Source organism: Cerasicoccus frondis (assembly GCA_031296915.1).
Taxonomy (GTDB): Bacteria; Verrucomicrobiota; Verrucomicrobiia; order Opitutales; family Cerasicoccaceae; genus Cerasicoccus; species Cerasicoccus frondis.
This window is the reverse complement of sequence record JAVDPC010000007.1, coordinates 178,337-202,298: the sequence shown is the minus strand read 5'-3', so window position 1 is coordinate 202,298 and position 23,962 is coordinate 178,337. Positions and strand designations below refer to the sequence as shown.

The 23,962-nt window shown below is 56.2% G+C and carries 19 protein-coding genes and 1 tRNA gene; 16 read left to right on the top strand and 4 right to left on the bottom strand.

Going from position 1 to position 23,962, the window contains the following annotated elements; translation table 11 throughout:
• Positions 1 to 294: 294 nt before the first annotated feature.
• The 3 genes from RBB63_RS08235 (at position 295) to RBB63_RS08225 (ending at position 7,439) form a co-directional block, all read left to right on the top strand.
• Positions 295 to 381, top strand: a tRNA-Tyr gene (locus RBB63_RS08235).
• Positions 382 to 450: 69 nt separating this feature from the next.
• A complete protein-coding gene (locus tag RBB63_RS08230; RefSeq protein WP_309382990.1) occupies positions 451 to 639 on the top strand; it encodes a CopG family ribbon-helix-helix protein in 189 nt (62 codons plus the stop codon).
• A 518-nt stretch (positions 640 to 1,157) separates the two neighbouring features.
• Complete coding sequence (locus RBB63_RS08225) at positions 1,158 to 7,439, top strand: right-handed parallel beta-helix repeat-containing protein (protein WP_309382988.1); 6,282 nt, start codon at positions 1,158 to 1,160, stop codon at positions 7,437 to 7,439.
• A 23-nt stretch (positions 7,440 to 7,462) separates the two neighbouring features.
• On the opposite strand, the gene RBB63_RS08220 is transcribed toward RBB63_RS08225, so the two are convergent.
• Together RBB63_RS08220 and RBB63_RS08215 are read right to left on the bottom strand one after the other, a co-directional pair.
• Entirely contained in the window at positions 7,463 to 8,056 is a 594-nt protein-coding gene (locus RBB63_RS08220; RefSeq protein WP_309382986.1) for a hypothetical protein, read from the bottom strand.
• Entirely contained in the window at positions 8,046 to 8,342 is a 297-nt protein-coding gene (locus RBB63_RS08215; protein WP_309382984.1) for a hypothetical protein, read from the bottom strand. The genes RBB63_RS08220 and RBB63_RS08215 overlap by 11 nt, the downstream gene beginning before the upstream one ends.
• On the opposite strand from RBB63_RS08215, the gene RBB63_RS08210 reads away from it, so the two are divergent.
• Positions 8,341 to 8,832, top strand: coding sequence for an acyl-CoA thioesterase (locus RBB63_RS08210; RefSeq protein WP_309382982.1), 492 nt, complete (start codon positions 8,341 to 8,343; stop codon positions 8,830 to 8,832). The genes RBB63_RS08215 and RBB63_RS08210 overlap by 2 nt on opposite strands.
• A 7-nt stretch (positions 8,833 to 8,839) precedes the next feature.
• On the opposite strand, the gene RBB63_RS08205 is transcribed toward RBB63_RS08210, so the two are convergent.
• Entirely contained in the window at positions 8,840 to 9,301 is a 462-nt protein-coding gene (locus tag RBB63_RS08205; protein ID WP_309382980.1) for a hypothetical protein, read from the bottom strand.
• A 204-nt stretch (positions 9,302 to 9,505) separates the two neighbouring features.
• Between RBB63_RS08205 and pyrG the strand changes: the two genes are divergently transcribed.
• The 9 genes from pyrG to RBB63_RS08160 all read left to right on the top strand — a co-directional run bounded on the left by pyrG (position 9,506) and on the right by RBB63_RS08160 (position 19,953).
• Positions 9,506 to 11,176, top strand: a complete 1,671-nt coding sequence (gene pyrG / locus RBB63_RS08200) for a CTP synthase (protein WP_309382978.1) — start codon at positions 9,506 to 9,508, stop codon at positions 11,174 to 11,176.
• Positions 11,177 to 11,200: 24 nt separating this feature from the next.
• Positions 11,201 to 12,157 carry an AraC family transcriptional regulator gene (locus RBB63_RS08195; protein WP_309382977.1) on the top strand — a complete coding sequence of 319 codons (957 nt, stop codon included), beginning with the start codon at positions 11,201 to 11,203 and terminating at the stop codon, positions 12,155 to 12,157.
• A 77-nt stretch (positions 12,158 to 12,234) separates the two neighbouring features.
• Complete coding sequence (locus tag RBB63_RS08190) at positions 12,235 to 14,106, top strand: heparinase II/III domain-containing protein (protein WP_309382975.1); 1,872 nt, start codon at positions 12,235 to 12,237, stop codon at positions 14,104 to 14,106.
• A 42-nt stretch (positions 14,107 to 14,148) separates the two neighbouring features.
• Positions 14,149 to 14,949, top strand: a complete 801-nt coding sequence (locus RBB63_RS08185) for an ABC transporter ATP-binding protein (protein WP_309382973.1) — start codon at positions 14,149 to 14,151, stop codon at positions 14,947 to 14,949.
• 63 nt (positions 14,950 to 15,012) lie between these two features.
• Positions 15,013 to 16,425, top strand: a complete 1,413-nt coding sequence (locus tag RBB63_RS08180; RefSeq protein ID WP_309382971.1) for an MBOAT family O-acyltransferase — start codon at positions 15,013 to 15,015, stop codon at positions 16,423 to 16,425.
• 21 nt (positions 16,426 to 16,446) lie between these two features.
• Positions 16,447 to 17,607, top strand: coding sequence for an alginate O-acetyltransferase AlgX-related protein (locus RBB63_RS08175; protein WP_309382969.1), 1,161 nt, complete (start codon positions 16,447 to 16,449; stop codon positions 17,605 to 17,607).
• A 302-nt stretch (positions 17,608 to 17,909) separates the two neighbouring features.
• Entirely contained in the window at positions 17,910 to 18,302 is a 393-nt protein-coding gene (locus RBB63_RS08170; RefSeq protein ID WP_309382967.1) for a response regulator, read from the top strand.
• A gap of 105 nt (positions 18,303 to 18,407) precedes the next feature.
• Complete coding sequence (locus RBB63_RS08165) at positions 18,408 to 18,845, top strand: glycine-rich domain-containing protein (RefSeq protein WP_309382965.1); 438 nt, start codon at positions 18,408 to 18,410, stop codon at positions 18,843 to 18,845.
• Positions 18,846 to 18,861: 16 nt separating this feature from the next.
• Positions 18,862 to 19,953 (top strand): hypothetical protein, encoded by a 1,092-nt coding sequence (locus RBB63_RS08160; protein WP_309382963.1) that lies wholly within the window; start codon positions 18,862 to 18,864, stop codon positions 19,951 to 19,953.
• Here the strand turns inward: RBB63_RS08160 and ychF are convergent.
• Positions 19,950 to 21,050 (bottom strand): redox-regulated ATPase YchF, encoded by a 1,101-nt coding sequence (gene ychF, locus RBB63_RS08155; RefSeq protein ID WP_343219123.1) that lies wholly within the window; start codon positions 21,048 to 21,050, stop codon positions 19,950 to 19,952. The genes RBB63_RS08160 and ychF overlap by 4 nt on opposite strands.
• 261 nt (positions 21,051 to 21,311) lie before the next feature.
• On the opposite strand from ychF, the gene RBB63_RS08150 reads away from it, so the two are divergent.
• The 3 genes from RBB63_RS08150 to RBB63_RS08140 are packed head-to-tail and all read left to right on the top strand — an operon-like array spanning position 21,312 to position 23,912.
• Positions 21,312 to 21,656: a hypothetical protein gene (locus RBB63_RS08150; protein WP_309382961.1), complete on the top strand. Its 345-nt coding sequence runs from the start codon at positions 21,312 to 21,314 to the stop codon at positions 21,654 to 21,656.
• Positions 21,657 to 21,692: 36 nt separating this feature from the next.
• Positions 21,693 to 22,637, top strand: coding sequence for an AAA family ATPase (locus tag RBB63_RS08145; RefSeq protein ID WP_309382959.1), 945 nt, complete (start codon positions 21,693 to 21,695; stop codon positions 22,635 to 22,637).
• 3 nt (positions 22,638 to 22,640) lie between these two features.
• Positions 22,641 to 23,912, top strand: coding sequence for a DUF58 domain-containing protein (locus RBB63_RS08140; RefSeq protein ID WP_309382957.1), 1,272 nt, complete (start codon positions 22,641 to 22,643; stop codon positions 23,910 to 23,912).
• Positions 23,913 to 23,962 lie beyond the last annotated feature (50 nt).

Here is a 23,962-nt window from a genome sequence, read left to right as displayed (position 1 = left end):
TAATGAGATTTACATGAACGGAATTTAATCCGCACAACACGGCTACCGACTAGCCATGTTGTCCTAAATCGCTTTGAGGTTGAACATTTTGATTTTTCAGGAGTTCAACCATCATAGACAACACGCAAAAGATAGTAACTAAACTCAGACCTGTATCGAAAACACCAGATTCGAATTCCCGACATCCGAAACAGACGACATGCATTTTTTTGAAAAAAAACGCTTGGCAAGTCAGCGCATAGCTCTACAACAGAGCGTTTTCCTGAAGCCCACATCACGTGGGTCCGAAGAAACGGTGGGATATGCAAGCGGCCAAAGCACGCAGACTGTAAATCTGTTCCGGTAATCGGTTCGGGCGTTCGAATCGCCCTCCCACCACCACTTCAATTCAGGAATGAATTTAGCCTATCTTCTGTGAAGTAAACATAAACAAAAACTGGCTAAAACACTATGCCTAGAAAAACGACCAAAAGCACCAAGACCAAGGGCAAAACCGTAACGAAGCGCGCACCGGGCAAGACGCAGATCTCCATCTCGCTGCCAGCCGACCTTATCGATCGCATCGACAAGCTCGCAGCACTGGAGAACCGCAACCGCTCGAACTTTATCGCAACGGCTCTCGACCGAGTCACTGAGTAAGCGATACTCCAAGTCGCCCGTCATGGTTACCGTCTCAGCATCACTGAGGCGCTGGTTTTCTAGCCGCTAACGGCAGGGACGGTAGTCATTTTCAGTTTTTAGCCCCCGACTTGAGCCAGCCGGATAGAGCTTGAAGGGCGCTGTAAGATCAAGCTTCATTCCGCCGCTGGACACACTCACCATTTTAATGCCGTAAAGACGGCGAACAGTTGCCAATTTTTGGTATTTGGCAACCCAATGACTGTCTGCCTACAGCAGGCAGCAGACTGTAACCCACTATTGGGCGAAGCCCTGAAAGTGCGGCGCTTTGCTGCATAATAGAACCAATGCATCCCGAGCAAGCGGCGGCGTTAGGCATTGTTCCCCAACGAACCACTAGGGCCTTTAACCTTGCAACAATCAGGCAATCCCAGTATGGCTTGTTGACGCTCGCATGAGGAAGCGGCATGCGCAGGTAAAGATCTTGCCTTGGCAAATGACCGTTTTCCATCCGGATAAACTCCAGCTTCACCACTGCCATGATCAGCCTACTACGTTTTCCGCCAGCAGCGCTTCTACTGCTGCCAGTTCTGCTAGCTCATCTCGCCAACGCGCAGGACTTTAACCCGCTATATTCAGGCTATGATTACGAGCCAACCTCCGCCAGTTCGGGTGACGAATTAACCGTCACTGGCTCATTCGACCTCGATGAGGACTATACGGTAAGCATCGGTGGAAGCGAAGTTACCGTCAGCAGCGTGACCGAAACAACCCTCACGGTCACTTTGGATGACAACACCGCGTCCGGGGAATTGGAAATCCAGCAGTCAGGCGGAGCCGCCATTACCTTCCCCATTCCGTTCCAATTGACGCGCGATGTCAGCGTGAGTTTTGATTTTCCCCCTGGCGTCAATCCAGCCGGCTACTTCATCACTCCGGACGGCTTTACCGTCGATAAACTGACATCCGGCGGCGAGTCGCTCGTGGTTGAACTTCCCGCCGACCGGCCTCATGCCGTCTGGGCAATCCGCGACCGCGATGATCCAATCTTTCTGACGATGGTGGGGCTTGATGAGAGCAGCGCCGTGATCGACGCCGCCTCCACGGCATCAGCGATGGGCTACCTGAGCCCCGCGCTGACCACCCGTGATGGCGAACGTGGCGACATGATCCTGAGCATTCTCAACGCCAATAACGCCGCTGCTGGACAGGTCATCAGCGATCTCAGCGGCGATGGGCGCAGTTTTTTCGGCAATCCAGTCTTTGAGGACGCGATGGTGGATCTGCTGGAAACGACGCTGGAAGTGATGTCAACGCCAGTCTCGCCACTTGCCCGGCGCAATCCACGATCATCGCAAAAAGACAACACCATCGACGGCACAGAGGTTCGCATCTATGACCTCATCAGCGACCGCACAGGCACGATCCCCGTCACCACACCGGAGCTGAAGGCCACGGTGAAAGCGAATGAGGACGCGCCAGGCGAATTCATTTTATCCGTCGAAGTTGATGGTGACTACACGCCCAATGACTGGCAGCTCTACTTTTATGACATTGACCCGGATGAGTTGTTCAGCGGTTTCGCCACGCTGGAGAATCTGGACGAAGATCACATTTTCGATTCCCAGGAGCTGTTTCAAAACGGCTCAGTCGCCGCCAGTTTGTTCACGGATAACATCAACGTGCTCGGCGTCGCGGTGAAGTGGGTCAAGTCACTGCTTCCCAGCGTGCTTCCCTCCGAAAAGTCGCTCGCGAACAATCAGGTATCCCTCCCCCTTGATTTCCCCACGGTCTACTGCGTGGAAGCCTACAGCGGCAATCTCTGGTATGGCACTGATTTCTTCCTACTCGATCATTCCATTGGCCTCGCGAGCGCCAGCCAAACATTCCTCATCAACCGCCTGCCCGATGGCGAACGGAAATGGAACACCGCCCTCGCCGTCAATTTAATCCAAACCACCATCGACTTGTTCGGCGCCGTGGTCGACTTGACGATTTTCGACGACGCTTCCTGCCTCAACGACTTCGTCAACCTGCAGATCGACAACACCGGCGGCCTCCTCGTCAGCCAACTTGGCGGCACGGGAGATTTCACCAAGATTCGCGTGCTTGAGCTCCTGAAATCCTACTATGACACCACCTTCGCCATTTACGGCAACAAGCTGATCAAGCTCGGCATCGAGAATGGCGCCGAAGCAATCGCCGAAGGCTTTGGTACCACGATCACCAACACGCTCAACATCACCAAAAAACTCAGCTTCATCGGCAACACGCTTGAGCGCTTTTATGGCTACATTTTGCCCAGCACCCTAGCAGTCGAGCGCTTTGTCATCGTGGTCGGCAATCCGTTCGATCCCACCATTCGCAGCTTTCGCCCAGTGCAAGGACGCACGGACGACCGCGTAGTCGTGACGTGCAGTAACTTGCCCGAGTCGCAAGACGACTTCACCGTGTCCTTTTGCCGCTTTGACAGCACCGACGGCAGTTCCTCCGGTGAACTTCAGGCGGAGATTCTCGCCTACGATGGCTTCAATGTGACCATCGCCGTGCCCGATGGCTGGAGCGATGAATTTGGCTCCCAGCGCGCCGCCGGCATTTGCATCGAGGACAACGAAGGCAACCTCACCACGTCTTACGCGTTGAAGCACCAGGCTCAGCAATTCGTCTACACTCCGCCTCCCGAAGTCGATGTTGACGACCCCGACGTCATTACGCCCAGAATCGTGGCCGCCGGAGACATGGTCCACATCCGCGGAAACTACTTCGACGGGAAACGCAGCCTGCACAACGAAGCTGTCTTCGATGGCGACTTTGGGAACCCCTTGCCCGTCTTCAACGCCAGCGAAACAGAAATTACTGTGCGCGTGCCGGATAATTTGGAAGACGGCGCGCACACGGTGGCGATCAGCCTGGATGGCTACCTGACGGATGCAATCCCCTTCACCGTGGCCAACCCCAAAGGCCCCGCCAAAGGCTTCGGCCCCCAGAGTCTGTCGATTACGATTTCGAAGCTCGACTTCAGCAATGCGCCCGACGGCGAAATCAGCATTTACGAGGCGTTTGCCATTGCCAACGGCACCCTTGGGCGCGCCATCGAACAACACGCAGAGGAGGAAGATCCCGTCATTCCCCGGGAGACCGATTACGTCCACAACGACGAGAACAGCGCGGGCGGTCCATCGTCGGCAGACACTATTTTCCTCGGCGTGACGACGCCCGAAGGCGACATGCCAGTCATCGCGTTGACCTCCCCCCTGCCCGCCATCACCAACGGCGACTCCTTTAATTTGTCGGCTATTTTTGATGGCTCCGGCCTGGGTAACCAGGACGGTTTTCTCATTGAAGATCAGGAAGGCATCACCTTGGAAAACATGGTGCTGCGCAACTTCGGCCTCAACGGCGTTCACATCGTCAACTCCAACAACATCGAGCTGAAAAACGTGCGCATCGAAAACTGTGGCTTGAACGGCATCATGCTCAGCGAAGGCGCCCGCAATAACCGCTTCCTGAATACCTTCGCCATCGACTGCATCGGCTATGGCCTCGTGCTTGATGGACCGGAGGTAAAATACAACATCTTCGAGCTGTCGCAGGTATCCACGCTCGATGTCCTGGGCGCCTTTGAGTATAACGGCGATGGCGGCGTCTTAATCGACAACGGAGCAAGCTACAATCAGGTGACCCCGGGCACAGTCCGTTTCAATGAAGGCCACGGCGTACTCGTTCGCAACGGCAGCAACTTCAATATCATTGGCGAAAACGACAACGTGGTCCCGCGCTACAGCGACATCATTGAAAACAATGGCCATGGCGTGTTCCTGCAATCCGGCATCACCAACAGTGTTATCCGCTGGATCGCACCGGCCGGCAACAACGGCGACGGCATCCGCCTCGAAGGCGATGGCGTAACCGATAATCAGCTCGACGGCATTTACACGGGCATCGACTACTTCAATGAGTCCGGCGCCGTCGAACTCAACAATCAGGGCGCAGGCATTCGCCTGAAAGACGGACCGCAAAACAACCTGATTGGCAGCCTGACGCCCGGCGGTTTTGGCGAGCGCAGCTCCATCGTCGGCAACGACGACAGCGGCATCATCCTCGAAGGCTCCGAAACGGCTTTTAATAAAATTACCCGCCTGAACATCGGCGACACAGTCACCAGCGTATACCCTGCCCCAGTGGGCTATTCGCCCAGCGGCGAAGCAGGCATCCACATCCGCGATGGCGCTCACGATAATGACATTGGCGAGTACCATGGTTTTCTCGACCTGCACATTTTCGGGCAACCCGATGGCGCGGGCATCCTCATCGAAGGCTTCACCACGCACAGCAACCGCATCTGGGGCGTGCAACTTGGCTCAGAACATGGCTTCTCCCCCCCTGCCGAAGAATCAAAGTGCAAGGTCGGCATCCACCTGCGCAACGGGACCTATGGCAACACCATCGGGCAGCCCGGCGAGCAAGTCTTCGTCTTAGACCCGCCCCCCAACCCCTTCGATCTGGGCGCCGAATACCGGGGCTACAACGTCATCTCCAATTGCACCGAGGCTGGCATACTGATCGAGAGCGCGGGCGCAGATCAAGCTTCCGACCCAAGCCAGGAGCCCAATCGCATTTTCAATAACTACATTGGCCTGGACGATTTCAAAACCACCGCGCCGAACACAGTCGGCATCAAAATAACTGGTGAAGTGCTGGCCAACGAAATCGGCAGCGTCAATCAGGACGAACAGAACCTCATCCGATACAACACCGATGCAGGAATCAAATTTGAGGACGCTACCGGTGATTTCCAAAACCTCACGGTCCTCTTGAACAACGACATTTCCGAAAGCGGCAACCACGAACCAGATCCGGGCGACCCGGCCGACGGTCCGCCGATTGGCGTGGGCATCCTTGTCCAAAACAGCCAGGGCGTGAGTGTCGTCTCCCGCCACAAAAGCAACGCGCAGATCAGCGATAACATCCTGGGCGTCTACATCGATGGAGGCGGCAGCAACCTGGTCAGCACGCTGAACATCCTCAACAACGAATACGCGGGCATCTACCTGAAGGATACGACGGGCAATTACATCGGCGATCGGACCATTCTCACGGGTAACAGCATAGTCGGCAATGGGCTCCGCGGCGACCGTGACGCGGGCATCGTGATCGATGGCGGCCAGCAAAACACCGTGCAGGCCAACTCCATTGGCGTTTCCCGTGGACGCGCCCCTCAGCCCAACGATGGCGACGGCGTGTTGCTCATCGACTCCGCCAGCAACCGGATCGGCTCCATTCCCGGACGGGATGACAACGTCATCGGCAGCAACAATGGCAATGGCGTCCGCTTAACCGGCTCTGGCTCCACTGGCAACATCATCAGCGGCAACTACATTGGGGTGACGTCGTTTCGCGATAAAATACCCAACGACCTGAGCGGCGTGCTGATTGAAAACGGCGCAACCCGCAACCTCGTGGGCGGCCAGGGACTGGAAGTCATCGCTGGCTCAACGTTTATTGAAGGCCGCCGCAACATCATCGTCGGCAATGATCGCTACGGCGTGGAAGTTGACGGCGCCAGCGGCAACTCCATTGTCCGCAATCGCATCTATGACAACACATTGGGCGGCATTGGCCTGACCAACAGCGGCAACAACGACCAACTGCCGCCGATTCGCGGTGTGTTGCGGGACAACATTCTCCGTGGAGAAGTCCCCAGCCTAACCGACATTCCCGAAGGCAGCCTCATCGAGATTTTCGACAACCCGCCGAGCATGCCCGCCATCCCCATACAGGGGCGTCGCTACCTTGGCCGCACCACCGTCGACTCCACTGGGCGCTGGACGCTGCTCTCCCCCCCACCCTTCAGCAACACGCTGACCATGACGGCCACCCATCCGACGACCGGAGACACTTCCACCTTTGGCTTCGATATCGAATACGACCTCGAACTCGCCGTTGGCCGCGCGGATGGCGAGGAGCCGCAAACGCGCAACTTCCCGACTGATCAATTGGATATAGCCGTGCTCACCATTGCCGTCAGCGCGGAAAATGGAACCGCCATCGCTGGTCCCATCACCTTCACCGCCCAAGGCACGCTAGACGAAGTAAACGATATTGAAAGTGTCTCGCTGGCCATTGACGCCGACTACAACGGCGTGCTCGATGAGAACGATTTCCTCATCAGCGACGAAGGCGCCTACGACGCCGATAACGGAACCGTCACCTTCAACACCGGCGAAATCATTCTCGAAGAGGATGTCGCCCAATACTGGGTGCTGCTCTACCGCCTCAAACAACCATTGGCCGACGGCGTCAGCTTTTCAGCGGAGCTAGCCGCCCCCAGCCACATCCCCGCCACCTACATCCAGCCGATCGATGTGCCCGCCGTTCATGTGGGGATGTTCCCCATCGAGTCCGACACCTTCATCGCAGGCGGCAGCGGCATAGATATTTGGCGCAGTGAACACTTCAACGAAACTGAACTGGCGGACGAAGCCATCAGCGGACTCTTCGCCGATCCTGATGGCGACGGCGTCATCAACCTGCTCGAATACGCGCTCAACCTCAACCCGCGCTCCCGCGATGTCGGGCCGCTGGTCGAAGCATTCCTGGATGGGGGCGCTCCCGCCTTTGCCTATGACCGCCTGCTCCAACGAGACGATCTCACCTACATTTTCGAGGTCTCGGATGACCTCAGCACCTGGCGCAGTGGGCCAGGCGTTTGGTTCGAGGCTGCAACGACGCCAGACGCCGACTCCGAGCGCGTGGAAATCAACTTGGTGGACGGAGGCTCATTGCCAAGCTTTGGCCGCCTGCGCGTCCAGCTAGATTAGTCCCTGGATCCCTTTAGTGCAAATTATCGGTCGAGGTAAAGCGGTTGGGCGCTGACCACATGGGCTACGCCAGAGACGTTGACGATGGCGTCCGCCACCGTTTCCGGCTCCTTGGCGCCAAGCGTAAGGATGTATTGATCGGCAGCATCGCCACGATTTTGGATGCGGTAGCCCCATGGCTGAACGGCGTCCGCAAGCTCGCTGCTTGCAGCGCCGGACTCGAGCGTGACAACCAGCCGATCCGCAGACATGACGCGCACGCTGTCCACGACCTCCCCCTGTGCGCGCTTCAGGATGGTTTCCTCGATGCGCAGGGTTTGCTCTGGCTCCTGCCCCTGCAGGATCAACACACGGCGGTAAGTATTGTCGTCCGGGTGTGCGTAAAGTTTCGATGATTTAATGAAGTCCGACTGCATCGGGACCTGTCGCTCACGGTAAGCCTGGAGTATGCCCGGCACAGCTTCGCGCTGGATATCCACTTCCGTCTTTGGCGCGGCGCTGGCGCTGATGGTGGCGGGTTCACGGTCCCGGGCGCGCTGGGCCTTGATGATCGTCACAATGATCGCGCCCATGATCGCGCCAAAACCAAAGATAATGAGGCGCTGCTTAAACTTCATCCTGCTCCTTTGCCTGCTTGCGCTTTTGCTTCTCGTTGTGCGCCTGCATCACACAGAGCACGAGACTAATCGCCGGCGCCCAGACTTTGCCGCCGAGTTCAGCGCCGAGTCGGAAACCATACAGCCCACGCTCGATGACGGTTTTGTCCGCGTTGGTAAATGCGCCCACCAGGATGAACACCACGCCACCCGTGAGTCCGAGAAAAAGCACCACCCCCAGAAAATAGGCGATGAATCGAAGCACCCAAAACAAGGGAGACGGCGCAGCTCTGTCTGTTTTACTCATGAAGGAAAACCAGCATGTTCGCGACGGAAGTTGCCTGCGCCAAGTCAAAATGCTTGGCAAACGCTGGTGGCCCCCCATTCTGCCACGCGTGATCTCATCGACCACCAACATTCGCGTCCGTTACGCCGAAACCGACAAGATGGGCATAGTCTACCACACAAATTACTTTGTGTGGTTCGAGCTGTGCCGCGTGGAGATGTTGGACAATATCGGCCTTTCCTACCGCGAACTGGAGTCCCGTGGCTATTTGCTGCCTGTGCTCGACATCTCCGCCAGCTATAAAAAACCGGCTTTCTTTGACGACAAAGTCCAAGTCGTCTGCTTTATCGACGAACCACCCACATTGCGCATTAATATCAGCTATGAAGTGCGCCGTGGAGAGGAGTTATTGGTCACCGGGACGTCACGACACGCATTCATGAGCCCCGAAGGGCGCCCCGTGAAACCGCCGAAAGACGTCGTCGCACACTTCGACCAATACTTTCCCTGAAAGAGCCTTATCCCTCAAATCCGTAGCGATCGAGCATGTCCGTGAGGACGTCCACCAGCGCTTCCTTGTGAGGCAGGCTTTTCTGGGCCTCAACACAGCAGCTTAGGTAATCCAGTATCTGAGCCAAGCCGGGCGAAGTGCGATTTTTTTGAGCAAGCCAGTCGTAGAAGTACTCCACGGCGGCAATCCAGTCCGCCAAAGAATCGGGAGAGTCGTCCACATGATCGGCCAGCAAATTGAACCCATTGGGGGCATAGGGGTGCTCTTTCGCGTGTTCGTCAAATGCCTCAACCAGCAGCGAAAATTGCTTGGGCGTTTCACAAGCTTCCGCCGTCAGGCTAAAGGCGCGCTCCCCCAAGTGCGCTTCCCCCTGCAGGAACGCGCCCTCGGACAGGGCGTCGAGCCAAGGCATATAGCGTGACTTATCGTCGCCAGCAAGCTGCGCAGCTAATTCCTCGATATTGGGCATGAGAGAAAGTTTAGAATTCAAGTGTCGCGAATCAATGACTGAATTTCCTGCTCAAGATCAACGGCTTGCACAAGTCAGGGCAGAAAATTCGCCATCTGCGCGAAAAACGGGTTGCGCTGAGGGCTGAGCGCGCCTTTTTATTTAGACCCGGGCAGCGGTCGCCTCCGCCGCCCGTTTTTCTTTTTTAGAATACAAATTTGCTCCATGGCTGACCAAGCGGAAACCCAGAACACGAAATTCATCTTCATCACCGGCGGTGTGGTGTCCTCCCTCGGAAAGGGGCTGACTGCGGGCGCACTCGGCGCCCTGCTGGAGCAACGCGGGTTGACCTGTCGTCTGCAAAAATTTGACCCGTATCTGAACGTCGACCCCGGCACGATGAGCCCATTTCAGCATGGCGAAGTGTACGTGCTCGACGACGGCGCGGAGACAGATCTGGACCTCGGCCACTACGAACGCTTTACCAGCGGCACCCTCTCCAGCCACAACAATTTGACCTCGGGTCAGATCTACGAGGAGATCATCCAAAAGGAACGGCGTGGCGACTTCCTTGGGAAAACCGTACAGGTGATCCCCCACGTCACCGACGAAATTAAGCGCCACATCTACGGCGGCGCCGGGGAGGGTGAAGAACGCGTGGACGTGCTGATCACCGAAATTGGCGGCACCGTTGGCGACATTGAAGGGCTTCCTTTTCTGGAGGCCATGCGTCAATTTGCCCTCGAAGTCGGCTTTGACAACGTGTTGTTCATCCACGTCACCCTGATTCCCTTTCTCAAGGCCGCGGGCGAATTAAAGACGAAGCCCAGCCAGCAATCTGTCGCCAAGCTCCGCGAAATCGGCATCCAGCCGGACATCCTCGTGTGCCGCACGGAGCAGCCTATCAATCTGGATATACGCCAGAAGCTCAGCCTCTTTTGCAACATCCCGGTCAAGGCGGTTATCGAAGAAATGGACGTCGAGACCTCCATCTACGAGCTGCCCATTCGCCTCGCACAAGAAAACCTCGACGACTTGGTGGTCGATCACCTGCGACTGAATGCGCCCGACAGCGACATGGCGGAGTGGAAGTCCGTTGTGCGCCGCCTGAAATATCCCGCCAACCGCGTGGATGTCGGCGTGGTCGGCAAATACATCGAACTTCAAGACGCCTACAAGAGCGTTTACGAAAGCCTCACTCATGCCGGCGTATCCAACGACTGCGGCGTGAACATTGTCCGCATCGATTCTGAAGCCATCGAAGAAGACGGCCCGGAAGCGCACTTGAAAGGCTTGGGCGGCATCCTGGTGCCTGGAGGCTTTGGCGACCGCGGCATCGAAGGTAAAATCGCCGCCGCCGAGTATGCGCGCACCAAGATGATCCCCTACTTCGGCCTCTGCCTGGGGATGCAAATTTTAGTCATCGAATACGCGCGCCACGTGGCGGGCTATCCCAAAGCGAATAGCCTGGAGTTCGATCCCGCCTGCGACAGCGCCGTGATTAACATCATGGCCGACCAGGTGGGCGTGACCGAAAAAGGCGCCACCATGCGCCTGGGCGCATACCCATGCCAGTTGACGCCGGACACCCACTCATGGGCCGCCTATGCTGACGTGCTCGGAGCGCCTCAGGCCGACGAGGACTTCATTATCCACGAACGTCATCGCCACCGTTTCGAGTTTAACAACGACTTCCGCGAAATCCTCGAACGCAGCGGCTTGCGCATCGCCGGTTTTAACCCCGAGCGTAACCTCGTGGAAATTGCCGAAGTGTTTGACCACCCGTGGATGGTTGGCGTGCAGTTCCACCCGGAATTCAAGTCCAAGCCCAATCACGCGCATCCGCTGTTTGCCGCGTTCATCGCAGCCGCGATCAAGCATCAGAAAGACGCCTAACCTTCAAATGAGCCACTACCCCCCATGTCATTTCTGTCGGATTTAGAAATTGATGTGGTGCACGTTGGGCGCTCCGATTGGCCCAGTGACGTCGAAAATTATAACCCCTGGCATAACCCAAGGACGCTCGAAAACCATGAGCTGTGGTTCTTCTGGCGCGGCGTCTGCACGATAGAAGTCGATGGCGTGCGCCAGGAAGTCCGGCAAGGCGAGTTATACTGGTTTCGTCCTGGAGTCCGGTATCGGGTCGTGCAAGACCTGGAGCGCCCCATTGGCACGAACTTCATCGCGTTTGATTTGCGACGCGGTCAGGAAGCGATCTCCGTGCTGCCGAAGGAATGCCCGAAGCTCATCGATGTCGTCGAAGCTGATATGGCGGAAACTGTCACCCGGCACATTGTCGAACTGTACTGGCAGTGTTACGTGGACTACAAGGACAGCCCCGACGCCGAGAACCTCCAGTCAAATCCCTACTTCCAGTACGTCAACGATCACTACCAGTACCTGATCTTCGCGCCATTGCCGATCAGCATTTTCGCGCCGAAAGTGAAAACGGTTCAAGCGTCGATCCTAACTGCCGACACCTTCTTCCGCGCGTTGCTCATGGAGATGCTGACTCAGTCGCAGCGAAGCCGCGCAGATAAATCCGCCAGTCATGATCGTTATCAACGCCGCCTGATCTCGCAAATCGCGATGCGCATTCAGCAAGACCCCGGCGCCAAAATCACCACCGCCGCACTCGCCACCGAATGCGGTTACAGCGCTGATTACTTTACCCGCGTCTTCAAAAAGATCATGAACTGCAGCCCGCAGCGCTACCAGGTCTACGCCCGTATCAATAAGGCTTGCCTGCTCCTGCGTGAGTCCGACCTGCTCATTAAGCAGATCGCACTCAAGCTTGGTTACTGTAACGAGTATTTTTTCTCCCGCCAGTTTAAGGAAGTCACCGGGCGCAGTCCCAGTGAATACCGCAAAAAGTGAAAAACCCGCCGCGCGACCGCGGCGCAGGGCCCTGGTATTGAATTGACGCTCACTTTGGGCTATTGGGTAATTGGCCGATGCTTTTCATTCGAGTAACCCTCGTTTTGCTGGCGATTTTTTCCACAGCTCACTCCCGCGCCTTGGCCGAAGACATGTCTAACTTACTGGCCAAAGCTGCCAAAACGCACCCGCGCCTCTTCCTCCCCGACAGTGAAGAAAACGCTTTCCGCGCCAAGCTAAAGGAAGATGCGTTGCTACGCAAAGCATCCGAACATGTCATCGAACTCGCTGATCAGATGGTTGAACTGCCTACGCTCAAACGCGAGCTTGAAGGCCGTCGGCTCCTTGAAACATCACGCGCATGCCTCCGTCGCATGGGTTACCTGGGCCTGGCCTACCGCCTCACCGGCGACCCCAAATACGCACTTCGCGCACAAGCTGAAATGCTCGCTGTAGCTGAGTTTTCCGACTGGAATCCCTCACACTTTCTCGACACCGGTGAGATGACCGCCGCACTGGCGATCGGCTACGACTGGTGCTACGATGCACTCTCCCCTGAAGCCCGCGTTACCATTCGCCAAGCTATTGTGGAGAAAGGTCTGCAGCCCTCATTGGCGGAAAATTGGTGGTGGATAGACCACGCCAACAACTGGAACCAAGTCTGCCATGCCGGCATGGTCATGGGCGCGCTGGCGATTTACGAAGACGAGCCGGAATTGGCGGAGCAGATGATTCAACGCGCGCTGGACAACATCCACTACGGCATGGGCGTCTACGCACCCGATGGCGCCTACCCCGAAGGGCCGATGTACTGGAGCTACGGCACCAGCTTCAACGTTCTGCTGATCGATGCGCTCGACTCGGTTTTGGGAAGCGATTTTGATCTCGCTCAATCGCCCGGCTTTCTCGACTCAAGCGAATATTACCTACACGCCTCCGGCCCCAGTGGAGACTTTTTCAACTATTCGGACTGCCGCATCCGCAACGGCTTCAACACCTCGATGGTCTGGTTTGCCGACTACACTCAGAACCCCGCTCTCCTGTGGCGCGAACGCCCACTGCTCGAAGAATTCCTGAACCGGGAGCACAACCCCAACGGCGCAGACTACCGTCTCTTTCCATTCGCCCTGATCTGGGCCCCTCCGATGCAAGGCATCGAGGCTCCCATGGCCAATCACTGGCATGGCGATGGCGAGGTGCCAGTAACCTTCCACCGCACCAGTTGGGAGGATCCCAACGCCACGTTTTACGGCATCAAGGGCGGCTCGCCATCCGCCGGCCATGCCCACATGGATGCAGGAACTTTCGTGATGGAGTCCGACGGCGTACGCTGGGCCATCGACCTTGGCATGCAGGACTACTACAGCCTTGAGAGCATCGACATACAGCTATGGGGCAAACAGCGTTGGGATGTGTTCCGGCTCGGCATCAAGAGCCACAACGTACTCATGGTGGACGGACAAAATATGGACGTCCAAGGCGACGCCTCCATCATCAAGGATGTGGACGACGGCCCCTTCCCTCACACGATCATCGACACAAGCCCGGTCTACGCCGGACAGCTCCAATCCGCCCGCCGCGGTATGGGGCGCCACGAGCATGGCACGGTCGTCGTGCGCGATGTCGTGGAAACGCTCGATCATGAAACGGAAATCCGCTGGGGCATGGGCACCCACGCCGACGTAACCATCGACAGCCCGACCTGCGCCACGCTCCGTCAAGACGGCAAACAGCTCAAGCTCGTGGTTAAATCTCCCGCCAACGCGCAACTGGAAATCTACCAGATGGACCCGCCTCCGCACGACTACGACGCCCCCAACCCCGGCGCCAAAATGATCGGCTTCACGGTCAAGCTCCCCGCGAATAGCGAAGAGGTCATCCTCGTCGAGCTCCGCCCTGGCGGCGGCGCCAGCAAATTCATCTCCCCCGACGCCTACTCAGACTGGTAAGGCGCACTTGTCTTTCAGGCAGAAGCGGCACAACTTGTCCGCATGCCAGACAGCAGCGCGATCATCGACATCCAGGGCTTAAGCGTTATCCGTGGGGAAACTACGATACTTCACGACGTATCGTGGCGCGTGGATAAGGGACAGCATTGGGTAATCCTGGGCGCCAATGGCTCCGGCAAAACCTCCCTTTTGCAAGCCATGACCGCCTACCTGACTCCGAGTCGCGGCAAAATCCAAATCGATGGGCAAACCTACGGTAAGACCGACTGGTCCAAGTTGCGTCAACGCATTGGCCTCGTCAGCTCTGGCATATCGCAAAAGGTGCCCATCGATGAAACTGCGCTCAATACCGTGCTCAGTGGCCCGAAGGCGCAACTAGGCTACTGGACCCGTAACCAGGAAATGGCGGACGACAACTTCGCCCGAGAATGCCTGGAGCGTCTGGGCGTAGCCAACCTTGCGGATCGCGCCTGGCTATACCTAAGTCAGGGAGAGCGTCAACGCGTCTTCATCGCGCGAGCCCTGATGACGCGACCAGCGCTCCTCATTCTGGACGAACCATGCGCCGGGCTTGATCCAGTGATGCGTGAAAAATTCATGCTCAGCATTGAGGAACTGATCCGGCAGCCAGAGGCGCCAACAATCATCCTCGTCACCCATCATGTCGAAGAGATCATGCCTGGCTTTTCCCACACGCTCATTCTCCGCAACGGCCAAACCCTCGCCCAAGGCGTCACCACAGACATACTAACCAGCGAGGTGCTCAGCGAAGCTTTCAATTCGCCAGTGCAAATCAGCCGCGCAAATGAGCGGTGGGCGCTTTCTGTCATCCAGACTGGTTAGGAAAAAGTTTGCCTACCGAGGCATTTTCCAAAACGCATATTGGCCAAATCTGCTGCTAAGCGAATGGTCTTTAGCTCACCAACATTTTTATTTCTGTTTCTCCCAGTCGTCCTACTCGGGGCCTGGCTGAGTCGACGGAGTTGGCGCAATGTCTTCCTGCTCATTGCCAGTCTGATCTTTTACGCCTGGGGCGAGCCATTCTATGTCCTGCTGTTGCTCTTTTCGTGTGTAATGAATTACGCCGCTGGACTGTGGATCGGCAAGACCAGCGCAGAGCGTCGTAAACTGCCCTTAACCCTGGGCATTATTGGCAATCTGGCGCTTCTCGGGTTTTTCAAATACACGAACCTAATTTGCGATACGATCAACACTACGCTGGCCGCCGAATGGGTGCGCCTACCAGACATACCACTGCCCATCGGCATTTCCTTTTTCACCTTTCAAGCACTGTCCTACCTGATCGACATCCACCGCGGGCACGTAGCGCCGCAACGCAGCCTGATCAACCTGACCCTCTATATCTCGATGTTTCCACAGCTCATCGCTGGCCCCATCGTGCGTTATGAAATCATCGCACATGAATTGACCGAGCGTAGCATTACTTGGGAAAAATTTGCGTATGGAATACGCCGCTTTATCATCGGCTTGAGTAAGAAGGTCATCATCGCTGACGCCATGGCTGGTGTCGCGGACACCGTTTTTGCCCTACCGCCAGACCAATGCACCACTGCACTAGTCTGGGTGGCGCTGCTTGCCTACGGCCTACAGATATACTTTGATTTTTCGGGCTACTCCGACATGGCGATCGGCCTGGGCGCCATGTTTGGCTTCAGCTTCCCGGAGAACTTCAACTACCCATACATCGCGAGCAGCGTAAAAGAGTTCTGGCGGCGCTGGCATCTGACATTGTCTACTTGGTTTCGCGACTACCTTTACATCCCACTGGGAGGCAACCGCTGCGGAAAGTGGCGCAACGCCTTCAACCTGGCCTTGGTTTTTGCCCTGTGCGGCATCTGGCATGGCGCCAGTTGGTCCTTCCTTATTTGGGGGCTGTATCACGGCTTCTTCCTGATCATCGAACGCGGCTGGTGGGGGCGCATGGTTGATCGTCTCTGGGCGCCCGTAAAGCATCTCTACCTAATCTTTATCGTGCTGATCGGTTGGTTGTTTTTCCGGGTGGAAGACTTTGGTGAAGCCCTGCGTTTTCTTGGAGTGCTCTTTGGCTTTGGCGCATCAGATGTGGCCTACTACCCACTTCCGATGGTCGTCGATACCGAGGCATGGATCGTCATGGCGGTGGGCATCATCGCGGCAACTCCATTATTTCGCCTGTTATCTCAGCGCACCAATTCCTTGACCTTTCTCTCTGATTGGACTGAGACCATCAAGTTTGTGCTGCTCTACGTCCTGTTTTGCCTGGCGATCATTTTAATGGTCAGTTCGACGCATTCTCCTTTTCTGTATTTCCGTTTTTAGATGCAGCACAAATCACAGTCAGTGAATACGAAAGGTTTATCTGAAGCCCGCGCTCATGTCCTGGTGTTTTTTATAATCCTGTTCACACCACTGTGCTTGATCCCTTTCAGTCGACACGAGGATACTGAAAACTTGGAGAACCGGACGCTGGCTCCACTGCCCAGCATCCCCAACAATCCGGGACAATTTGCGAAGTGGCCCGGCGAGTTCTCCGCCTACTTCGAAGACCGCTTTGGCTTACGCTCGGAAATGATTCACGCCGCCTATTTTCTTCGTGACACGCTACCGGACTACTCCGGCTGGTCAGGCACTGTACTACGCGGAGAAGACGGCTGGATGTATCTGGCTTCAGGTGGACGTGACGACACCATCGATCAATGGCGCGGAGTCCTGAATATGTCTGACGCAGAGCAAGACCTCGCGATTGCCAAACTCAAAGCCTGGAACGCTTGGTTGGCTGAGCGCGACATTTTCTTCCTCATCGTAACTCCGCCGAACAAGGTAAGCCTCTATCCAGAGTATTTACCTGCGCACATCAAGCCAGTCATCAAGACGCCCCACCTCGATCCAATTCGTAACCGGCTCAGTGCAGCCCCTGAGCTCAACTTTGTCGATCTGGAGCCTATACTCCGCGAAGGGAAAAAACAACATGAGCAAACGCTCTACTACCGCACTGACACTCACTGGAACAAGCTAGGCGCATCCATAGGCGCACAAACGCTGACTCAAGAGCTCCATCAACTGGCGCCAGAAATCCCTCTGTTTAACGACGATGACTATGAGTTCGGCATCGCCTCCAGAAAAGGCGGGGACTTAGCCAGCTTCCTCTTGTTAGATGAACAAATTGACGACATACGCGTGACGGCAAAGCCAACGAATCCCGCTCGAGAAGTTAAGCTTCCTCAAAAGGTCCATCGAACCAATAATGTGCTTTTCGAGTTTGAGAATTCCAATGCCAGCACCGACTTATCAATTCTCATCTTTCACGACTCCTTCCTCTTAGCTATGGAGCCATTTTTACAACCGGCATTTCGTCACTACACTGCAAAATGGAACTATGATTTGGATGTGTCGCTCATTGAAGAAACAAAACCGGATATTGTCGTGCTCGAAATACTCGAACGGTATTGGTTTAACGTCAGCCAAATTCCCTGGCCGCCAGACATGAAGCCCAATCAATGATAATTGAACTGCGTCAGTGGATTAGCTGACCATCCTCAAATATCGCACATTCCGGTATTTCAGCCGCCCCAAAAGATAAGTGGGTCATCTTCCCCATAGTCTCAAATTAAAGAAACTATGTTAGCCATATAGCGGCGATCTTTAATCCACTAACTACTGTAGTAATTTACTAGATAAGCACTAACCATCAATTATCTATGCACTACACATAGTAACGACCCCCATTGTAATCAAATTGTGAAGATAACTGATTCATTTGTCATCAATGCATAACTCGCTATTAGTAGGATAAAATTCCTACGATGAACCAACCACACGCACTCTTGGTCGACGACTGTAACGAATCACGACTACTCATCCGCCTGATACTTACACCGCGCGGATACGTCATCACTGAAGCGGAAGACGCCGCCGAGGCTTCTGATCTGTTGAAAACAAATCACTTTGACCTGATCGTTCTGGACATCGCCATGGTCGGCATTGACGGGTTTACCATCGCCGAACAAATCCGCAAGGGACTACACGGCCCCTTCAATATGGACACTTACATCGTCGGCTGTTCTGGGCTGTATCTCAACAAGCGCAACCTCAGCCGCGAAGCCACCGGCATGGACTTGTTTTTCAACAAGCCCCTGGAATCAGTCCGCAAATTCGCCGATAAGATCGATACACTCCTGGGACGCGCCGCTTGCTAACCTGAGTCACCCTGATCTGGCTGCAATATTGACTTACAATTCTTTTCTCAAATTGTAATTCACGCGTTGCCCCCAACATGGTAGCGTCAGGGAACTGCGACTGTCATGATACAAGCTCACTATCCAAAGCTTAACGCCTGCAATATAGCGTGTAAACTGATCCAAACTCGACCGTTACTCGGTGAAAAGATTGCACGCGCACTAACCTGTGATGCGCCTACAGCAACTGAAGCTCTGACAGAGGTCATTCGTTTTCTGACGCTCGTCTCACAGAGTAATTCACCACTAACGCCATCGCATAAAGTCGACCTTGCTTGGCACGAATTCATTCTCTTCACTTACGAGTATCACGCTGTTTGCAAAAAGCACTTCGACAAGTACATCCACCACACACCCGGCGGCGCCGTCGATCAAAACCACCATCAATATCGAGCAACGCTCGCCGCTTACAAAAGCGCCTTTGGGCCACCCAGCATCCGCTTCTGGGATAACCCCGACCTTGGGCCTGCCGCCTCCGCCTGCGGCGCCTGCGAAGCCTCTTAACCCACCCGACTCTACAATGTACTACAAAGCACTCATCACTGTAGAACCTGCCGAACTCTCCCACATAGAGCGTCGCAGGCCGACCAAAGCCTTCGGCAAACTCGCCCACTTTTTAACGCTAGGTCTTTCTTCTCCCAAGGAAGTTCGCCAGACTTTCACGGCGATTTCGATTCTTCAATCACTCAACCTCGCGCTGCAGGCTATCGGCGTTGATAACATCGTCCGGCTGTCCAAGGACGCGACCGATTTTTACTACGACTACCAAGGCATCCCGCAGGACCTGCGCCTCTGCATGGACGCCTTCGAGCGCGAGATCGATCCGCAGGAAAATGAACTCTTCAATGAGCTCTCCCTCGTCTTGGAGCACCACGTGCCCGGTATGACCTTCCTCGTGCAGGTAAACATTTTACGCAGCCACGAAGTCGGCGCCCACCCGATTGAGATCCACATCAACGGCTTCTCCAACGAATTCTCCGCAAAGAACAGTAGCGACGCCCAACTGCGCGAATCCCTGGCGCCGATCTTCGCCAAACAGGAAATTTACGACGCGTATCTATGCCAACAACGCGGCTTGTTCGACCAGTTTACCGGAGCCGTCGTAATGGCGCTGCATCAGCACATGCACGTCGAGGCGACTCAGCAAAAGACCTTCCGTAAAATGATCCGCCGCGGCGACGGAGCCCGCGCAAAGTCCAGCAACCGCCTAGCGCCACTCAGCACCGAGCCCGCCTTTCATAATTACTACGGCGTGCAGGATGCATTTACCCACGCCTGGGTCTGGTCCGACCTCTGCCACGAGCGGAAAATCTTTTGCTCCGACTTAGGCGTCGTCGATGAAACCGGCCAGGATCTGCGCACCATCGGCCCAGAAGGCGTCATCGCCGGCGACCAAAGCCGCAAGCGGGAATCTTCCTCCAGCATCTACGCCGGGGACGCCGGCAACGATGCGGGATCCGGCACCTACTTCGACAACACAACCGACTCCCGCCGTAACGAAGGCGGCTGGTTCGAAAGCCTTTTCGGTGAAGACGGATTCTTCAGCGGCGATGGCGACGACGGAGGCAGCTCCTGTGGTGGCAGTTGCGGCGGAGGGTGTGGCGGCGATTAACCGCCCACCTTAAACAGCGCGACGTCGCCGTCCTTAAATAAGTATTCCTTGCCTTCCAGACGGTATTTGCCCGCGTCGCGCGCGGCGGCGACTGAGCCTGCGGCCACGAGGTCCGGGTAGCTCACGACTTCCGCCTTGATGAATTTTTTCTCGAAGTCGGTGTGGATCACGGCCGCGCATTGCGGGGCCTTCATGCCCACGTGGAAGGTCCAAGCGCGAACTTCTTTTTCGCCGGCGGTGAAGTAGCTCGCCAGGCCGAGCAGCGAGTAAGCCGCCTGAATGAGGCCGGACACACCCGAACCATCGACGCCGAGGTCCGCCAAGAATTCCTTGGCTTCTTCGGGCTCCAGTTCGGAAAGCTCTTCCTCGATGCGGGCGCAAATCACGCAGGACCCGGCGCCGTGGTGCTCTCCGGCCCAGGCGGCGACCTTCGCGGTGTAGTCGTTGCCACCGTTGGCGAGATCTTCCTCACCCACATTGCAGGCGTAGAGCACATCCTTGGCTGAGAGCAGGCAGAAGGTCTTCATCAGCTCGCGCTCGTCGTCGGTCAAGTCCATCGTGACGGCAGGCTTACCGGCGTTGAGGTGCATGACGATTTTTTCGAGCAACGCGGCGTTGGCGACGGCTTCCTTGTCCTGGCCCTTGGCGCGACGGCGGTTTTTGTCGAGCTGGCTTTCGGCGCTTTGCAGGTCGGCCAGGATGAGTTCGGTGTTGATCACCTCAATGTCGCGAATCGGGTCGACCGTATCCATCTTATGGATGATGTCGTCGTCATCAAAGCAGCGCACCACATGGACAATAGCGTCCACCTCGCGGATGTTGGCCAGAAACTTATTGCCGAGGCCCTCACCTTCGCTGGCGCCAGCGACGAGCCCCGCGATGTCCACAAACTCAATCGCCGCCGGAATGATCACCTGGGTCTTGGCGATCTGGCGCAACGGCTCCAGACGTTCGTCCGGCACTTCAACCACGCCCACATTGGGCTCGATCGTGCAAAATGGGTAATTGGCGGCCTCCGCCTTGCGGGTGCGCGTAAGGGCGTTAAAAAGGGTGCTCTTGCCCACGTTGGGCAGTCCGACGATGCCTGCTTGCAGCATAATGTAAAAATCCGGGTTATTTAGAAACCCGCAACGCAAGGGCCAAAGCCGCCCGGCGTCAATCGCGAAAGAAAGCGCGCCAAACCGCCTGCGGATCAAGCGCGGATCGCGAATTTCCACAATCGCTGCCAATCCATCTGAATTTAAAAGTCGTTGAATGGAGGCGAATGTGGAAATTCGCGATCCTTCCCGACATCCCCAATCCACAGCGACTCCCCCTTTGACTTTGCCCGGCACAGTGTTATCAATCCGTAGCGAATATTGACCGCAAAGCTCTACTTCACCAATATGTCGGAAGAAAGACTCATACCATCAAGCTGGTTACAGCACCAAGGAAGCATAGCTTCCTTTGAGGAAGCTGAACTGCAAAGTAAAGCTGATGCATTCAAGCTTCCAATCGCCAAAGTCAGGACAAAATTCCAAGAGCGCCCCTTCGGGCAAGTGACAGCCGCATGGAAAAGCTTCACCAGCCAACTAGAGGAAGGAGACGAACTTTGGTCATTTAGTAGCCCTCCCGAAAATTTCGCTAAAAAATGCGGTTGTCGCGGGTTTGCCATAATTCGTGATGGAAAAGTCATTAAATATTTCTCCACCCTCATGAGTTAATCATTTTAATTAATAAGATTTTCTGCCGCCACTGCTATGGATTCGAATATACTCACCAAACTCACCCGGCTGCGCCAGAGCCTGGAGTCCGTCATTGTCGGCAAGCCCGGCGCCATGCAGGGCGTGCTGATCGCCCTCGTCTGCGACGGCCACCTGCTGATCGAGGACATGCCCGGGGTCGGCAAAACGATCCTCGCGCGGACGCTGGCCAAATCCATTTCCGGCGACTTCAAGCGTATCCAGTTCACCCCCGACCTGCTGCCGTCCGATGTGACTGGCGTCGCCGTCTTCAACCGGCAAAGCAACGAGTTTGAGTTCCGTCGCGGGCCCGTCTTTGCCAACGTCCTGCTTGCCGACGAAATCAACCGCGCCACACCACGCACGCAGTCCAGCCTCCTCGAAGCCATGGGCGAACACACCGTCACTGTCGATGGCGTGACACATGACCTGCCGCGGCTGTTCTTTGTCATCGCCACGCAAAACCCGATCGAGCTCAAGGGGACCTTCTCCCTGCCCGAGGCGCAGCTCGACCGCTTTTTCGGCAAGCTCTCCCTCGGCTACCCGAGCGTCGAGGAGGAGGCGCGCGTCATGCAGATGCAGGTCAAGCACCACCCCGTGCTCGACGTGCAGCCAGTCATCTCGGTCAATGAAGTGCTCGAAGCGCAGGCCGCCGTGCGCGAGGTCCACATTGAGCCCAACATCCTCGACTACATCGCGCGCATCATGGCCGCCACCCGCGAGGACGAGCGTATCGCCGTCGGCGCGAGCCCGCGTGGCTCCTTGGCGCTCATGCGCGCCAGCCAGGCGCAAAGCCTGTTCAAGGGCGAGCATTTCGTGCGCCCCGACACCGTGAAAGAAGTTGGGAGTTTCGTCCTCGCACACCGCATTATTTTAAAGACTCGCTCAGTCGTCAATGTCGACTCGGCGGCCGCAGTCATCCGCGACATTCTGGACAACGTCGAGGTGCCGATCACGCAGTAAACCATGACCGCCAGCGAGCAGAAGCGCCAACGCATCAGCCGCGCCGTCACGCTGTTCGGCTCGGGACTGCTCATCATGTTTGGGTGGAACCTACAGAACGCCGCTTACCTGCTCGCGGGCCTGTTCATTCCAACATTTGGCTTTTGCTGCGCGCTGATCGTCCTGCAGCAACGTCAATTAATTCGCGCCCATAGAACCTGCGTTGACGGCGCTTGCGAGGGAGAACGCGTCGACGTCGCCATCACTGTCGAGAACCGGCATTGGTTTCCGATTTTTCGGCTCATGGTGCATGATAACTTCGAGCCCGAAATGGAGGCGGACAAATACCTGACGCTTCCTGGCTTACTCCCCCCCCACTCCTCCACCGAATTTCACTACAACGCCGAGTGCTACATGGACCGCGGACGCTACACGCTTGGGCCAATTCGCATCGAGTTGTCCGACCCTCTGGGCATGTTTATTTTCACACGAACGCTCGACGTGAAACAGGAATTCTCCGTTTTTCCGCAGGTGTTTAATGTCCCTGTAAGCCCGCCAGGCATCGGCATTCCCGACGCGATTCCCGAAGGCTTGCCCCGGGCGCGTGCGGGAGAAAGTGACCTCCAACTCGGCGTTCGCGAATACGTCCCCGGCGATCCCTACCGGCACCTTCACTGGCCGCAAACCGCGCGCAGCGAAGAGCTGATGGTTCGCGAATACGAGCAGATAACGCCCGCAAACACCTTCATATTGCTGGACTTGCCACTGGCCGGTCGCGCGGGCACCGGCAAAGTTTCCACCGAAGAATACGGCGTGCAACTGGTGGGCAGCATTGCGGCTAAGACCATCCAAAGCGGGCAACCAATCGGCGTGCTCATCAACAGCAAGCCATCGGTGTTTGTGCCGTCGGACTGTGGTCACCAGCACCTCATCGCAATCCTCGACGCGCTCATCCCCGTTCGCGAAAAAAGTGAATCGACACTCAAAGCGCAACTAAAAGAACACCCGGATATCATCCGCGACGGGTCGACCTTCTGGCTGATCCAAAGTCGTGTCAATTTCTCCATCGACGCGCTCGATGAACTGCTCGAACCCTTTGCCTGGAAACCATGCCAGATCTTTTTGGTGATCCTGGACGACGAAGGCATGGTCGCTTATGAAAAATCGCTGCAAGACCGCGCCGCCCGGCCCAATCGCCAACAACTGGCGGCCCAGATCGGCAATCGAGTAGCTGCGTTTTGGTGGGTCGATATCGAACGCGGCCTGGAAAAGTCCATGCTGGAGGGTCCGCTGTGAGGCAGCTGACGCCCCAATATTGGCACGCGTTGTCGATCTTTTCCCTCAGC